Raw genomic sequence first — 16548 nt, forward strand, 5'->3', positions numbered from 1 at the left:
CCGCGGCGACACCCGCGCACGCTCCGCCGCCGCGACGCCCCGGCGTCGGCGCCATCGCGGAACCGGTCCGCTCGCGAACGCCCGCCGCCCGCCGGTGAGCCGCGTGCGCGGCACCGGCCCCGGTGACCGGGCGCCGTGACCGGCGGACGGTCAGCCCTTCCTGCGCCGGGTGTTGCCGCCGCGGCCGCGCAGCGGGACACCGGCCTCCTTGAGGATGTTGTAGATGAATCCGTACGACCGGCCGGTCTCGGCGGCCAGGTCGCGAATGCTCTCACCGGACGCGTATCGAGGGGCGAGCTCCGCCGCGAGCTTGGTGCGCTCGGCACCGGTCACTCGGGTTCCCCTCGCCAAGGTGCGGGCCACGGGTACCTCCAGTATCGACGTGCTTGTCGGCTGCTCGGCGGGACGTCCCCCCGCAGTTCAGCGCGCTGTTGATCTACCCAACCTACACATTCCCCGCAAACAGGCCGCCAATGCCGCACGAATCGTCACATGAACGACTGATGGTGGACTTTTCCATGGCGATCGCCGAGCCGCAACCGCTGCCCCGGTGACGATCGCCACGACCTGGGGGCCGGCCTCGCTCCGCCCCGCCCCTCCGGCGCCTCCGTCCACCCCGGCGGACGCCGCTCCCCCACCTCATGTACGTCCTGAACGACATGAAGCGCTCAAGCACTCCCGAAACACCCCGAACCAACGCCACACAGACCCCGTCCGCCGGTCACCGCCCGTCGGAACCGCCCCCCGGCAGGGGCGCACCGCGGGCCGTCCGACGGCATCCCTCGTCAGCGCCCACCGCCACGCATCCGCCCTGAACCGTTCACTGGAAGCACCGCCCCGCACCTCCAGGCAGATGGACGCACACGACCCCTGCTTGACCGTCCACCCTCCCCACAACGATCAGCGCCCGCCGCCACACAACCCACCACCCCAAGCTCCGCCCCTCCCCCAACCCCGCTGCGCCAAGCAGAAGGCGGCAAAGAGCGACACGTCGACACCTCCACCAACGTGCGTGGGCGCCCCGGTAGAACCCCGACGAACTCAGCCGGTTCGTGTCCGCGGCCACGCGTCCGACCTCCCCGCCCAAGAACCCCAAGCTGGGCATCCTTCCGGCGCAGCGCTTGCCGCCACACATCCGCTCTGAACCGTCCGCCCCGCACTTTCAGGCAGATGGGCGCCCACGACCCCTGCTTGACCGTCCGCCCTGCCCACAACGATCAGCCCTCGCCGCCACACAACCCACCACCCCAAGCTCCAGCCCTCTCCCAACCCACTGCTGCGCCAAGCAGAAGGCGGCGAAAGAGCGACACGTCGACACCTCCACCCACGCATGGAGGCGCTAGAAGGACGAGCGCTACCGCTTGCACACCTCTTACGCCTCCACCTGCTGGACGAAGAGACCGGAGTTGCTCCTCGCCGGGTCCGAACACTTCGAGCTGCTGGCTTCTCGTGGACCGTCACAGCAGCCCGGACGGCCAGAGCCTCCTCTAAACAGCGTCAGGGCTTGCGATGGCGGCCGACGTTCAACCGCCAACCACGCTGTGGCCGGGCAAGCGGCTACGACACGGCGTCAAGCACCAAGACGACCCGCTGCCGGCCCACATCGCCGATGTCGGCCGGCGCCGCCGTCTATGGACATTCGGTCCCCAAAGCCATCGACGCCACCCACGCCGCCCTCCCCCATGAGTCCACCATCGCCTTCTGCACCGCTGTTGACCTCTTAGGCGAGACCACCAGCGTCTCGGTGGCCAAAAAGAAGCCCCGGTTTCTGCTCGCCGAAAGCCCCGAGGGCAAGCCCCACAGCACCACTGACCTCATCGAGCAACACATCCCAAGCACACCGCCACAGCGAGCCCGAGATCACCTGCTTCTGCCCCAAGAGGGCCACGGCCCGCATGACAAGGCGAGGAGGCCAGCCTGCCAGCGGCCTCCTCGCTGACGCCCCGACCATGCCGGACTGGCAGGCCAAGAGGCGTGGCGGGGTCACCAGCACCATGGCATTCCCTCCGGCCCAGGACCCCGCCAACAACTCCGATGCCCCTCAGGTTTCGCCAGAACGACCGGCGCTTTCCGACGCGCGGGCCGTGTGGCGCACGTAGCGGTATGGCTCCCTCGGCCGAGGGCGGCGGCCACCAGCCGGGTGTCGTTCGTGCGCAGCGCGCCGTGCAACAGGGGCAGGACCGCGTCGCCGGGGACGGCGGTGAACGACACGTTCCCGCTCAGATCGACCGCCTCCTCGTGGTCAATCACCAGCGGCGGCAGCGCACGGCATACGACACCACTGCACGATGGCGCTCAACTTCACAGAGGCCAACGCCCCGCGCTGCCGCCTCGCCTCGGCGGCCCGCGCACGTCTGCGGTCCGCCGTCGCGGCATCGGCCTCGTAGCGGGCCAGCCGTCCACTGAGGCGAGTCCGTCAACCAACCGCGCGACCTCCGCCTCGATGAATGTGGTGAAGCCGGCGCGAGTGCGCGCGGGCCGAAGCGGACGGCCGCGGTGGCAGCCGACCGGGAAGCACTACAACGTGCCGCTTGCAAGAGTTCCGCTATGGCGGGCGGGCGTCCAGGTCGGCGAGCGAATCACCATACGGCGCCGAGCAAGTTGAACAGACGCGCAGCCGCGGTCTCCTCAGCGGGCACTGCCTCGAAAGGCGATTGCGGACCACTGAACGGGGGCCGCAGCACCTCAGAAGGATCAAAGATCGAGAAATCGCTCCGTTCCTGAATTCCTCCACACGAGAGGACCACATCTTGACGTCAGTCACACTGATCACTTGACGCTTCTGCTTTACGCCACCGGATAACCCGCCTCGAAACAGCGCTCAGTCGCCTAGCACCATCGCCATGGCTCTCTCAACTCGGGTAAGCGGAGCACACTCAGCCTCCCGCCTCCGTTGACTGCGTCCCTTAGCGCGCAGTCTCCACCGGTAGCACGCAGGAGCCGCCGTCCCAGCCGTTCACCTCCCGGGATCCGGTTCTCTGATTGCATAAATTTCTGCTGTCACCTAACATACAAGGACTTCACAGAAACATCTCTTCTTGACTCGCAACCCGCACCTCTTCGAGCGCAACAGCCATGCCGCTCACGCACCTCGGAGAGCTTTCGGTCTGACCAGCGACGACCACTGCACACAATTTCGGACCGCCCCTGCCTCAGCATCGATATCCCCGAAAAGCAGCACGTCGGCATACCGCCTCATGGAGAACTGTCACTTTTCGGTCAGCCGAGCGTTACCTGGCAGAGCCAGCTATTCACACACACCTCCACGCTTCGGATAATGCGTTCTCTGTTCGCTCTCGTGGAGGAATACATGGGCCACAACAGCCGCTGCGCTGAGGCGACGCGTCCTGGATGCAGGTGCACAGGATGCGGAGGTGCACAACACGGCTGGCAGGGGACGTTCACCATCGCTGCGGAGCCGACCGGTCGGCGGGCGAGGGAATTCGCGGACGACCGGGAAAAGGATTGGCAGAACAAGCCCAAAAGCCTGACCGTTGCGCAGGCCGCGGTCGGCTGCGCGCTCGCCGACATCGTGGGATGGCTGCATCGGGAGAAGGCGCTACTGGAAGGTGCCCAGGAGGTGACACGGCCCTTCGACCGCCGCAAAGACGATCCCGAGCGGGGACGCCTCCTACGCGAGATCGAAAACCGACTGGGCCCGGACAGGACGAAGATGTTCCAAGGCTGGGCCGTGGACGTGCACTTTTGGTGCGAACTGCTCGCCCAGGCCGCGCACGCGCTCGAAAGCCTTCGGCGGGTGTACAGGCACGGCCTGCAGGCGGTCGACGTACTCCTGGCCCGTGCCCGTGAGACCGCGGAGAGACTGGTGCTGCAGGTGGTGGACGAGCATCTAGGGCAACCGCCCGGACTCGGCCGACAGGAGGTGCAGACGGTGATCCGGCTCGCCACCGGATCGCTCTTTGAGACATTGCCCCTGGCTGTCAGAGGTGCGCTAGGAGCCGACGCCATCTTCGAGTTCATATGGCCGGTTCGCGTTCTTGCCGTGGTCATGTGCAAGGACCCGTCGAAGCACGAGGCTGTGTGCCAGTACTGCCTGGATCCGATCTGCGTGTTCACCAGGGCGAAGGTGCGGACCGAGGTTCGGGATCGACTTCTGGAAAACCTCAAACGTGAATGGCTTCCCCTCACGGCAGAGCTTTCCCAGCAGTAGCACGGGCGCACCAGAAGACCGCACACCGTTGATCTGGTGCCTGATCCCACCATCGCCCTTCCGGAGTCGGAAGTGTCCCTTGAGAAGATCGAGCGTCATCAAGCGAAGATGCGAATCGAAAGTATGCGCGATCTTCGCGCGGCAAACGAAACGACGTCGTACGCCCTCAGCCCCAGCTGTCATCGGGAAGATCGCCCACCGAGTTGGAACGCCGCCTCGCCGCCGAACAAGCAAGGGCTGAGCAGCCCAAGGGTGGGAGACGCCCGTCCCCTTCCCGAGACACTGTCGTGTGACGTCGCCTCATCGGAGACGACGCCCCGGAAGCGCTGCTCGACGCCTTGTGTTTCGGGCGGCTTCGTCCGCCCGAAACACCAAGTCGAACGAGCTGCTCTGAGCACGTGACAGGTGACGATCCGTCATGGGCTGACCGCGCATGTCAAGCGCTTACTGCACGGAGCCACGGCGACGTCCCCAGTGCCGGGCGTGTCCAACGAACGGTGCCAACGGAAGCCGGAGTGGACCGAGGCAGCCAGCATGAGAGTGGCGAACAGCCGGGCAAAACGATCAGGTATGGCGCCTGGGCTGTGCCGCCGTCGCGTCCGGCATGGCTTCGTCTCGGCACTCGCGACCGCGGTCTCTGCCGTCGGGCAAGCCGTCAAGGCCGATTGCTGCTGAGCCTCAGAGCGTCCTTGGACACGAACCATGCTGATCACCGGGTGAAAGAAAGCGTGCGGTCAACCGCTCACCGCCAACGCACGTCCCATCTATAGCGGCGTGTGCAATGGCAACCCGAGCAGCCGTATCCCCGCTCACTCTCGGGAAACTGCGAGAACAACGGGGACCAGCATGTTGTCAGGCCCAATCACCAGGCGACTTTCCACGCTCGGAGGAATCGCGGCCCTCGCGGTCATCGCGGGTACGGCTCCCGCTGCCGCCGACACCGGTCTGGACGTATGGCCGATCGCCGCAGTCGGCGATGAGCCCTTCAACAGCAATCTGCGGGACGTGGTGGCGATCGGGCCACGCAACGCTTGGGCGTTCGGCGAAACCGAGTCGAGTCACGGGTCCGACCCGCTCGCCGTCCGCTGGAACGGCCGGTCCTGGACAACGGTCACGATGCCGACCGGGCTGGGCAAGGGCATCTCGTTCGCGGACGCGTCCAGTCCCAGAAATGTCTGGGCCTTCGGCGGCGGTGACCCGGCGTTCGGCGACGCCTACGCGCTGCGCTGGGACGGCAGAGCTTGGAGCGTCGCCCATCACTGGCCGAGCTACACCTGGCTGACCGACGCCGAGGTTCTCGATCCCCGCGACGTGTGGGTGTTCGGCTTCCATCCGAACGACCTGGACCACAAGAGCTGGCGCTATGACGGCCGGCGGTGGGCGGAAGTGCCGACACCGGTGGGAAGGCTGGAGGAGGCCAGCGCCGTGGCGGCCGACGACATCTGGGCCGTCGGAAGGCATCCCGAGGGAAGGGACCATGACCTATTGGCGCGGTGGGATGGTCGGACTTGGACGGAAGTGGACGTCCCTGGGCTTCCTCACGAGGGCGACCACATGGTGTTCTTCGACGGGGTCCACGCCGTTTCCTCACGGGAGGTGTGGGTCTTCGGCCGGGAGTATCGGCGGGACGGGGACAAGGACACCTACGGGTTCCTCCTGCTGCACTTCGACGGCGACGGCTGGCAAAAGATCGACTCGCCGCCCGCGCCGCGCATGTACGGGGTCTACGACGTCGCCTCCGACGGCGAAGGCGGCGTATGGGTCCTGCCTTCGATCGGCGACACGCCGGAACTGTTGCACTACCGCAACGGCCAGTGGGCCGTGAGTCAGGTCGACTTGCCGGGAGGGCCGAACGGCACCGTGCGCGCCATCGCCGGCGTGCCGCACCGCCGCTCCGCATGGGCGGTCGGCAGCACGCCCGTCCTCTCCGGTACATGGAATTGGACGATTTGGAGCAACGGCATATCGCCTCGCCAACCCAAGCCGTGACCCCCGATTGCCAGAAGCTGACCGTCTCACCGCAACCGCTGGCCCGAGCGTCCCAACCAGCAGTCGAGGGAGCAATGCGAAGCCCCAGCAGGTCATGGCATGTCAGCGACGGGGTTCCGCGATCCCGCCTCGGCATCCAGCCATGCAGGGAGACAGGGCCGGTGGCGTGCCACAAGGCACAGGTCGACGCGTCCCTCGCCACCGGACCTGCTTCCCCCTCGCGAGGGTGGCGACGTGCGAGGCTCGCGCATGAGGATGCTCGTCTTCCGCCCTGCGTACTGCGGTATCCGACACCCTGGGCTGTCCATGCACGGAAAGGGGCGAACGGCATCTGCGATTCGCCGGGCGGCAAAGCTCAGCACCTGTCGACTTAAAGAGAACGACACCCATTCTGAGCTGCCACGCATATCGAGGGGGCCGCTGCCCGCAGAGCACGGAGCACGCCGAAGGGTTGAACGTTCGAACGGACGATACGGGACGACCGACGACCGGTGCGGGCCTCAAGTAAGGCGGCTCTTAGATAGGCGTCCCGCGGCAACGCACTGCACTCGCATCTCAAGAACTTCCGGAAGAACGAGGACGAGCATGATGCTAGGAAAATTCATCAGCCGTATTTCCGCGCTCGGCGGCATCGCGGCCGTCGCGATCACCGTAGGGGCGGCTCCCGCCGGCGCCGCGACCGGTCCGACAGACTGGCGTCTCGCCGCGTTCGGCGCAGAGGACCCGAACGTCGCGCTCACTGATGTGGTCGCGCTCGGGCGGCGCGACGCCTGGGCGTTCGGCATGGCCTTTACGAGCGACCGCGGGCCCGAGCCGGTGGCCCGCCGGTGGAACGGCCGGTCTTGGACGGCGGTGGCGCTGCCGTCCGGGCTGAACAGGGGGATCTCGGCCGCGGACGCATCCAGCTCTCGCAATGTCTGGGCCTTCGGCGGCGGCGACCCCGCCGGTGGGGAAGCCTTCGCCCTCCGCTGGGACGGGCGCAGATGGCAGGTCGCCGGACGCTGGCCCGGCGGGACCTACATAGCCGACACCGAGGTGCTCGGTCCCCGCGACGTGTGGCTGTTCGGCGACGGCTATATCGGCGAGAGCATCGGCACCTGGCACTTCGACGGCCGGACGTGGAGCCGGGTCGAGACGCCGGTCGGCCATCTGCAGGAGGCCAGCGCCGTGGCGTCCGACGACATCTGGGCCATCGGAGGCAGCCCCGTGCACCTGTACGGCGATCTGCTGGCGCGGTGGGACGGCCGCACCTGGACCGAAGTGAGCGTCCCCGGACCGCCGAACACAGACGATCACTGGGTGCGGTTCTCCGGAATCCACGCCGAGTCGTCGCGTGATGTGTGGATCGTCGGTGAGGAGTACCGCCAGGATGGAGACAGCGGCACCTACGCGCCGTTCATGCTGCACTTCGACGGCCGCGCCTGGCAGCGGATCGTCCCGCCGTCCCATCCCCTTCCGTACGGGTTCTTGGATGTGACGTCCGACGGCCGCGGCGGCGTTTGGGTCATTCCGGCGCTGCCGGACGAGCCGGCTGAGCTGCTGCACTACCGCGACGGCCGCTGGACCGTGACCCAGCTGGAGCAGCCGAATGGGCAGCGCGCGACCGTCAGTGACGTGACCGCCGTCCCCCGCGCCCGCTTCGCCTGGGCGGTCGGCTACATCAACGCCAGTGAAACTGGCGAGCCTGGCTGGGGAATCTGGGCGAACGGCCCAGCCCCGCGCTGATCGGCTCAGTACCCGCAGCCGGAGGCACAGGTGTGCTGTCGGGGGATGTTGGTGACAGGCGACACGCCTTGGGCGGTTCTTGGCGACAAGAGGGTCGGCTGGTTTCGGTGCGGATTGCGACATCTGCACTGGCTGCAGGTGGCCCTCCTGTCCCACCAGGACGCCCGTTGCCCCTGACCGGACGCCTGCACCTTGACCGGGGTGTCGTGGCAGACGGCCCACCGCTGCGCCGAGCAGCCGAACGCTTCGCGGCCTCGGCGACACCACCCCGCACGGTGGGCCGCCTACTGCCGGCATTGCACGACCGCTCCAGCCGCCCGCATCACAGTCCCCTCCCGTAGCCGGCCGTCCCTCCGACTGCTGGGCCACTAGCCTGGGGACGTGAGAGAGATCGTCGACCTGGCTGAACGGTTGCGCGGGTTCGCCGCCGAACGCGACTGGGAGCAGTTCCACACGCCCAAGAATCTGGCGATGGCGCTGTCGGGGGAGGTCGGTGAGCTCGTCGCCGAGTTCCAGTGGCTGACGCCCGAGGAATCCAAAACGATCATGAACGACGCCGAGGCGGCCGCGCGAGTGCGGGCCGAGCTGGGCGACGTGTTCATATACCTGACACGGCTGGCCGACGTTCTCGGCGTCGACCTGGCCGGGGCGGCGCACGCCAAACTCGACGAGAGCGAACGCCGCTACGATCCCGCCACCTACCGGGGATCGGCCCGCAAGGCTCCTCCGCTCGACCGCTCTTGAATGTCGGCGGCCGCCGCTAGCCTTCTGCCTGAAGTGTCGCGGTCCGACGGGCTTCCGCCGACTGGCTCCGCCGGCGGACATGCCCCCATACCGCACGAGGTTTTCGTGCTGCCTGGGGGTAAGTCCGTTGACGGCCTTCCGCCGTACCGCCAAAGCTTTGCTGTCTCCGGTCGAAGGCAAGCTGAGCGAGATCCTCGACGAGCACCTGAGGATGAGCGCCGCCGTCTCCGCCTCCTCCGCCGAAAAGCGCTCCTGGGACCGCAGCCTCCCCGTCCTCGCCCACGACCTTGTGGAGGCCGGTCTGGACGAGGTCGAGATGCTCATCGAGTACCAGCTGCCTTTGACGAGCAAGCGGGCCGACGTGGTGCTCGCCGGAGTCGACCGGCGGACCGGCGAAGACGCGTACGTCGTCGTCGAGCTCAAGCAGTGGAGCCACGCGCGGGTGTGGGGCCAGGACGAGGGCAGGGTGCTCGTGGAGTGCAAGCCGGGCGACCCTCAGTTGCACCCTTCGCTGCAGGCCAAAGGCTACTCCGACTATCTCCTGGATTTCCTGCCCGCCTTGGCCGACCGGCCCGACGCCGTGCACGCGGTCGCCTATCTTCACAACGCGGCTCGCGACGACGTCCTCGACCTGTACGACTTGGTGCACGACAACCGCACGCGGCTGTTCACGCGTACGACGCGGGGCGCGTTCATCGACTATCTGCGCGACCGTTTCGCGCCGAAGCCGGGTGCGGCGGCCGCCGACCGGCTGCTGTCCAAGCGGGTGGGCCCCTCCAAGCAGTTGCTCGAGCACGCCGCCGCGGAGATCAAGCATCAGAAGGCGTACGTCCTGCTCGCCGAGCAGCGCCTGGCGTACGAAATGGTGCTGCACAAGGTCGACAAGGCCCGCAAGGGGGATTCGAAGAGCGTCGTGGTCATCACAGGCGGCCCCGGCAGCGGCAAGAGCGTCATCGCGGTGGCGCTCCTAGGTGAGCTCTCGCACCGCGGCTACGAGGTCCTGCATGCCACGGGATCGCGCTCGTTCACGACGACGATGCGTCGCCATGTCGCCAAGGGCTCGTCGCGCATGAAGGCCATGTTCAAGTACTTCAACGACTTCATGACCGCCGAGAAGAACGGGCTGGACGTCCTCATCTGCGACGAGGCCCACCGCATCCGCGAGGTCTCCGCCACCCGCTTCACGCCGGCGAGTCAACGTACCGGCCGTCCGCAGGTGGACGAGCTGATCGACGCCGCCCGGGTGCCGGTCTTCCTGCTCGACGAGCACCAGAACGTCCGCCCGGGTGAAATGGGCACGCTCCGCCAGATCCGCGAGCATGCCGCGCGCAAGGGGCTGGACGTTCAGCACATTTCCCTCGATGAACAGTTCCGCTGCGGCGGCAGCCGCAAGTACGAGGAGTGGGTGCTCAAGCTGCTCGGGCTCGACGGCGGCACTCCCGAGCGCTGGGACGGGGACGACAACTTCACCGTCATCATGGCCGACTCGCCGCACGAGATGGAGGCGATGCTGCGCGGCCACCTGAACAGCGGCCGATCCGCCCGGATGACCGCCGGGTTCTGCTGGCCCTGGAGCGACCCCCGCAACGGGACGCTCGTTCCGGACGTGGTCATCGGCGACTGGGCACGGCCGTGGAACGTTCGGGGCGACCGCGCAGTCGGCTCCGCTCCGCCGAGTGCGCTGTGGGCGACGCTGGACGGCGGGTTCGAGCAGGTTGGCTGCGTCTACACGGCCCAGGGATTCGAATACGACTGGAACGGCGTCATCCTCGGGCCGGACCTGGTCTACCGCGACGGTCGCCTGGTCACCGTGCGCCAAGCAAGCCGAGATCCCGCTCTGAGGAAGCGCGACGTGAGCGATGCGCAGGCCGACCGGTTGATTCGCAACACTTATAAGGTGCTGCTCACCCGAGGGATGATGGGCACCGTCCTCTACTCGGTCGACAGGGAGACCCAGGAGTTCCTCGCCCGCCTCGTCGGGTGACCCGGCGAGGCGACCGTGCTCCAATACGAGCACATCCCTTTGAGGGAGAACGTCCGTGGCCGTGTTGACTTGCGGCATTCGCGGGTGGTCGTCTACGTCGTAGCCCCAGGCAGTTCTAAGACAGCTCGTCAACTCGACGATACGAACCTCACGGTTCGTTGAGAGCAGTGAGAGCGCTGTCGAAGTCGGCGAGGCGGGCGGCGAGGGTGGCGCAGGCGAGCTGTTCGGAGAGGGCCTCGTTGAACTTCAGGCCGCGCAGTGCCCGTTGCTCGACGTCCGGGAGGCAGAGGCGGTAGGCGGGGGTCGTGCCCAGTGGCCAGGTCTTAATCCGCTCAGGCTTGATGGCCCCTGGGCAGTGTCACTGCCAAGCTAGACGAGCTGGTGAGCATGCCTCTTGGCGAGCGCCCCCTTCCCCTCAGTCCGATCTGCGCCTCTCGCCCACCAGCCAGAAGCATGACGCTGAGCGGAGGCCAGCCCGCCCGCATTCGGCAGATGTCGTGTGGGATAACGGCCGCATGCCGGTCGACCTGCATTGCACAACTCGGGCGAAACCAACTGACGAGCTGTCAGTGACACGGTAAATTTCTTCCTCAACGCGCGGGCGGGGAGAGGGCGGAAGGATCCGGCGTTGGCTCACGGACACATGGCGCCCGGTCCGGTCGGGGAGTTCTTGCGAGCGATCGACGCAGAGATCGCCGCCGTCCTGCACAGCGATCTGAGCGGATCGGAAAAAGTGTCGCTGCGGGACGGGCGGCTGGTGGGGCGAACGGGAGACGAGCGCGAGTACCTGTTCTCCTGCACCCGCTGGAACGAGACGTTCGAGGTCAAGGATCTCTTGGTCAGGACCACCCGGCCGCGTCGTCCGTGGGCGCAGGCCGAGGCCTCGCGGCTGCCCGGCGGGAAGGTCCGCGTCATCACCGAAGCCGATCTCGGCGAGCGGCCCGAGGGCGCGCAGCTGGCGGAGGACGAGACGGCGGGGCTGCGGGCGCTGGCCGAGCGGCTGCGGGAGGTACGGGACGGTCAGGGTCGGGTCAACCTGACTACGGCGAATCGGATGCTCGGTCAGGGCACGCCCCGAGTCGGACGCTGCACCGACCCCGACCGGTACGTCAGCCGCTACCAGCGGCTCAACGAACGTCAGCGGCAGGCCGTTGCACAGGCGCTGGGCAGCGACGTCACGTTCGTGTGGGGGCCGCCGGGCACCGGCAAGACCGACGTCGTCTCGTGCATCGTGGAGGGCTGCTACCGGCAGGGCCTGCGCACCCTGTTCCTTGCGCCGACGCACGTCGCGGTGGACCAGGCATTGGAACGCATGTGCGATCTGTTGTCCGGCGAGCCGGGCTTCGATTCGGGTCTCGTCCAACGAGTCGGGGACATCGCCGTCCCCTCGCTGGCCGACCGATACGGCGAGCAGATCAGCCCGAAGCGCATCGCCGACCGGCTGGCCCTCTCCCTGGAGCAGAAGATCACGCAAGTGGCGGGGCGTCTGCAGGAGATGCGAGCCGACATCGCCGTCCACGAGAAGGCGGCTCGGATGTCGGCGCAGCTGGACGCTCTGCGAGGACGACTGCGAGCCGTCGACGAAGCGATCGCCGATGCCGAGCGGTGGATGCACGTCACCTCCGGGAGGGCCCGGGACGTCGAACGCCGGATCACGGAGATCGGCGTGCCGTCCGGCCTGTTCGCCCGCCGCAAGCAGGCCAAGCTCGACGCGCTGTACCTGGAGCTGGCCGAGCATCGACAGGCGTACGACAACGCAAGACGGCGACACGACGACGCGCAGACCGATCGCCGGCGGCACGCGGCCGATCTCTCCAGGCTCGAATCCGAGCTCACGCCGCTGCTCGCCCGTGCGCGCGGCCTGGCGTCCCTTGATCGGCTGCGACGGGAGGCCGAACGGCTGGACGAGCAGCTGGACGACCTGGAGAAGGAGCGCCGGCGGATCGAGGAGACGGTGCGCGACCGCTGCCGGGTGATGGGCACCACGGTCTCCAAGGCGGTGCAGTCCCGGTCGCTGATGAGCGCCGTGGACGTTGTGATCATCGACGAGGCGGGCATGGTGGGCCTGCCGTCGGTGTGGTTCGCGGCGGGCATCGCGGCGCGCCGCGTCGTCGTCGCGGGCGACTTCCGGCAACTGCCCGCGGTGACCCGCGCCTCGACCGATCACCGGGCCACCGAGGCGGACCGGCGGCATTCGCAGCTGTGGATGGACCGTGACGCCTTCCATGCCGCGGGTCTGGTCGACGCACGCGGCGGCGCCGTCCAGAGCGACCGCCGGATGGTCGCGTTGGACGAGCAGTACCGGATGCGTCCCGCGATCTGCGCGCTGGTCAACGAGGTCGCCTACCCCGACGCCCCGCTGCGCACCGGCCGACCCGACACCAGCAGCCTGCCCGCGTCGCCGTTGATCGAGAGTCCGCTGGTGCTCGTCGACACCTCCAGCCGCGTTCTCAAAGGCACGGGGAACCAGGCGCACCTGTCCAATCCCGTGCACGAGGCGGTGATCCACGAGCTGATCCGGGGTTTGCAGTACGACACCGTCCTGCCGCCCCGCGGATGGACCGAGCTGCCCGACGGACGGCGACCGACGGACCTGCTCGCGGTCATAGCCCCCTACAAGAACCAGAAGAAGATCCTCAACGCCAGTCTGAAACACCGCTTCGGTGAGGCGTACGACGGCTTGGTCGACACCGTCCACCGCTTCCAGGGCAGCCAGCGGCCCCTCGTCGTGATCGACACGGTGGCCGGCGCGGGCCGACAACTCGGCTACTTCTACCAGGAGGTCGGGCTGTCTTCACGGACCTGCCGCCTGCTGAACGTGGCCCTGAGCAGGGCCCAGGACCACCTGGTCGTCGTCGCCAACGTGGAATTCCTCCGCGGGGAACTGCGCGCGGGCAGCGAGGCCGCCCGGATGCTCGACTACCTGGAACGCCATGCGCAGCGGCTGCCCGTGGAGGACTTGGTCCCCATCCGCTCAGCGGCCGAGCTCGGCAGACTGGACGAAGAGGAACTCGCCCGCCCCGCCTTCTTTCCCGCCGACGAGGTCGCACGCGCCGTCGAATGGGACATCGCGCGAGCCCGCAGCAGCATCGACATCTTCTGTGCCTTCCTGTCGCCGAATCCGGTGCGGTTCTGGCTCCGGCGACTGTCTCCGCGGATCGCCGCAGGCGTTCGCGTCACCGTCCACACCCGACCCCACCCCGCCGATTCGCCTCAGGCCGCGCTGGTCGGACGCCTGAGGGAGGCCGGCTGCCAGGTGCTGGCACGCGAACGCATGCACGAGAAGGTGCTGATCATCGACGACAGCGTCCTGTGGCACGGATCGCTGAACCTCCTCGCCCACACCGGGTCCACCGACTTGATGATGCGCATCACCGACCCGACCGCCTGCGAGCGGGTTCGGACCATCGTGGACCGGGCCCGGATGGACCGACCGGCCCGCACTCTCCCTGCCGCAGCCTCATCGCACGGCATCGCTCCAGGGGATGTCGTAAACGGCCGCCTGTATCTGGCGGTGCCCTACGAGGAAAAGGACGAGGCCAAGCGTCGCGTGAAAGCACGGTGGGACGCAAGGCTGAAGCTTTGGCACGTAGACGCCAACGTGCCGCGAGAGGCTGTGCGGCACTGGCTGCCCGGTGGCGGTTGAACGTACCGCTGCAGCGCCCAGAGCTTCGCGGTGCGCTTGAGCGTTCCAGGACGTCACCTGCTCGCCTGGGGCCGGCATGGGCGGGGCTCGGTGGAGCGGTACAGGCTCCGGGCCCCGGGGGGTGGGCTTCGGAGTGGACCTAGATATCAGATACGTTACGAAGGGGTTACTCGCGGCAGCCGAGCGAAAAGCACCTTAACGACAGACCGATAATGGGGGGCCACACCGCACGACGAGCGAGATGGGAGGGTCGGCCAGTGCCTGACCAGCAACGCGAGCAGTGGACCAGTCGAGGGGGGTTCCTGTTCGCGGCGATCGGATCGGCGATCGGGCTCGGGAACATCTGGCGGTTCCCCTACGTCGCATACGACAACGGCGGCGGGGCCTTTCTCATCCCCTACCTGGCGGCGCTGCTCACCGCCGGGATTCCGCTGCTGATCCTGGAGTACACGATCGGCCACCGCTTCCGCGGCGCGCCTCCCGCCGCGTTCCGGCGGCTGGCGCGGCCCACCGAGGCGATCGGGTGGTGGCAGGTCGCGATCTGCTTCGTGGTCGCGGTGTACTACGCCGTTGTCTTGGCGTGGGCCGTGCGCTACGTCGGCTTCTCGATCGGGCAGCAATGGGGTGACGACCCCGAGAAGTTCCTGAGCGCCAAGTTCCTGCACGTGGCCGACGCCCCCGGGGGCATCTCCACCTACGTGGCGGGCGTGGCCTGGCCGCTGATCGTGGTGTGGGCGATCACGCTCGGCGTGCTGGCGCTGGGCATCGCGGGCGGCGTCGAGCGGATCAACAAGATCTTCATTCCGCTGCTGGTGCTGCTGTTCGGCGTCCTGGTGGTGCGGGCCCTGTTCCTGGACGGCGCGAGCGCCGGCCTGGACGCGCTGTTCTCCCCGGACTGGTCGTCGATCACCAAGGGCAGCGTGTGGGTCGCGGCCTACGGGCAGATCTTCTTCTCGCTGTCCGTCGGCTTCGGCATCATGATCACCTACGCGTCGTACCTGCCCCGGCGGGCGGATCTGAGCGGCTCGGCGATGGTGGCGGGGTTCGCCAACAGCTCGTTCGAACTGCTGGCGGGCATCGGCGTGTTCGCCGCGCTGGGCTTCATGGCGTCCGCGAGCGGCGTGCCGGTCGGCGAGGTGGCCGCGTCCGGCGTGGGTCTCGCGTTCATCGCCTTCCCGAAGATCATCTCGTCCATGCCGGGCGGCGACCTGTTCGGCGTGCTGTTCTTCGGCTCGCTGGTGATCGCCGGGCTGACCTCGCTGATCAGCATCGTGCAGGTCGTGGTGTCGGCCGTGCAGGACCGCTTCGGCCTGGGCCGCCTCACCTCGGTGCTGGGCGTCGGCGGCGCGGTGGCGGTCGTGTCGATCGCCCTGTTCCCCACGGACCAGGGCCTGTACCTGCTGGACGTGGTGGACCACTTCGTCAACCAGTACGGCATCGCGCTGGCCGCGCTCGTGGTGGTGGTCGTGGCCGGCTGGATCCTGCGCCGCCTGACCGAGATGCAGGACCACGCCAACGCCACCTCGGCGACCAAGGTCGGCCTGCTGTGGCGGCTGTGCCTGGGCGTCATCACGCCGCTGATGCTGGGCTGGATGATGTGGGACAGCCTGCGCGACGAGTTCGCCGAGAACTATGAGGGCTACCCCTCGTGGTTCCTGAACGCGGCCGGTTGGGGCGTCGCGGGCGGCGTGCTCGTCGTCGGCGTCGTCATGGCCCTGCTGCTGTGGCGCCGCGCCGCGACCCCCGAGGTCGCACCGGCGCAGGGCGAGACCGTTGAGGAGAAGGGAGCGCGCTGATGTCCGCCGGCGCCGTCATCATGATGGTCATCGCCATCGTCATCGTCTGGGGCGGGTTGGTCGCGTCCATCCTCCGCCTCCGCGGCCACCCTGAGCACGGGGACTCCTGAACCCGTTGACGTCCGCCCGGCCACCGGTACGCCATCCGCTCCGGTGGCCGGGCGGACGCGCGTCTGCCTCCTTGCAGGCTCTTGCGGACGCCTCGGTGTTCGTCCCGCGTTTGCCGGGGGCGGCACGCCCCGTCCGCCTGCTGGACAAGCTCCCCGTACGGCTCTACGCCGACGGCGACCACGACGCGGACGACCCCGTACGCGCCCGCGTCACCGATGGACGGGCCCCGCTTGACGAGATCCGCGCGACCGCCGACGAGGTCGTCCTGAAACGGAGCGCCACGTGCGACCTTTGCGCGGCGCCTCATCAGGTCGGCGCGTTGACGTACGTGGGATGCGTTCCGTTACGACGCGGGTGGCCGCATTCGATACCCGTGTGGGCG

9 protein-coding genes and 1 pseudogene are annotated in these 16548 nt (G+C 68.0%); 9 read left to right on the top strand and 1 reads right to left on the bottom strand.

Going from position 1 to position 16548, the window contains the following annotated elements; genetic code table 11:
- Nucleotides 1–150: 150 nt before the first annotated feature.
- Nucleotides 151–363: a helix-turn-helix domain-containing protein gene (locus AR3_RS08335; protein ID WP_067911029.1), complete on the bottom strand. Its 213-nt coding sequence runs from the start codon at nucleotides 361–363 to the stop codon at nucleotides 151–153.
- Between the two features lie 2914 nt (nucleotides 364–3277).
- On the opposite strand from AR3_RS08335, the gene AR3_RS08345 reads away from it, so the two are divergent.
- The 9 genes and pseudogenes from AR3_RS08345 (at nucleotide 3278) to AR3_RS29415 (ending at nucleotide 16165) form a co-directional block, all read left to right on the top strand.
- Nucleotides 3278–4171 carry a hypothetical protein gene (locus tag AR3_RS08345; protein WP_067911032.1) on the top strand — a complete coding sequence of 298 codons (894 nt, stop codon included), beginning with the start codon at nucleotides 3278–3280 and terminating at the stop codon, nucleotides 4169–4171.
- Between the two features lie 846 nt (nucleotides 4172–5017).
- Entirely contained in the window at nucleotides 5018–6160 is a 1143-nt protein-coding gene (locus AR3_RS08350; protein WP_067911037.1) for a hypothetical protein, read from the top strand.
- A gap of 585 nt (nucleotides 6161–6745) precedes the next feature.
- Nucleotides 6746–7885 (top strand): hypothetical protein, encoded by a 1140-nt coding sequence (locus tag AR3_RS08355; RefSeq protein ID WP_067911041.1) that lies wholly within the window; start codon nucleotides 6746–6748, stop codon nucleotides 7883–7885.
- A gap of 128 nt (nucleotides 7886–8013) precedes the next feature.
- A pseudogene (locus AR3_RS32060) lies at nucleotides 8014–8217 on the top strand (hypothetical protein); the annotation flags it as partial.
- Nucleotides 8218–8266: 49 nt separating this feature from the next.
- Nucleotides 8267–8629, top strand: coding sequence for a nucleotide pyrophosphohydrolase (locus tag AR3_RS08360; protein ID WP_067911044.1), 363 nt, complete (start codon nucleotides 8267–8269; stop codon nucleotides 8627–8629).
- 157 nt (nucleotides 8630–8786) lie between these two features.
- Nucleotides 8787–10613 (top strand): DUF2075 domain-containing protein, encoded by a 1827-nt coding sequence (locus AR3_RS08365; protein WP_227022985.1) that lies wholly within the window; start codon nucleotides 8787–8789, stop codon nucleotides 10611–10613.
- Between the two features lie 628 nt (nucleotides 10614–11241).
- A complete protein-coding gene (locus AR3_RS29410) occupies nucleotides 11242–14259 on the top strand; it encodes an AAA domain-containing protein (protein WP_227022986.1) in 3018 nt (1005 codons plus the stop codon).
- A 257-nt stretch (nucleotides 14260–14516) separates the two neighbouring features.
- The gene (locus tag AR3_RS08375; RefSeq protein WP_106258286.1) at nucleotides 14517–16055 is read left to right on the top strand and encodes a sodium-dependent transporter; all 1539 of its coding nucleotides are present in this window, start codon (nucleotides 14517–14519) and stop codon (nucleotides 16053–16055) included.
- Nucleotides 16055–16165: a methionine/alanine import family NSS transporter small subunit gene (locus AR3_RS29415; protein ID WP_083951109.1), complete on the top strand. Its 111-nt coding sequence runs from the start codon at nucleotides 16055–16057 to the stop codon at nucleotides 16163–16165. The genes AR3_RS08375 and AR3_RS29415 overlap by 1 nt, the downstream gene beginning before the upstream one ends.
- Nucleotides 16166–16548 lie beyond the last annotated feature (383 nt).

The organism is Actinomadura rubrobrunea NBRC 15275 (assembly GCF_001552235.1).
GTDB classification, from domain to species: Bacteria; Actinomycetota; Actinomycetes; order Streptosporangiales; family Streptosporangiaceae; genus Spirillospora; species Spirillospora viridilutea.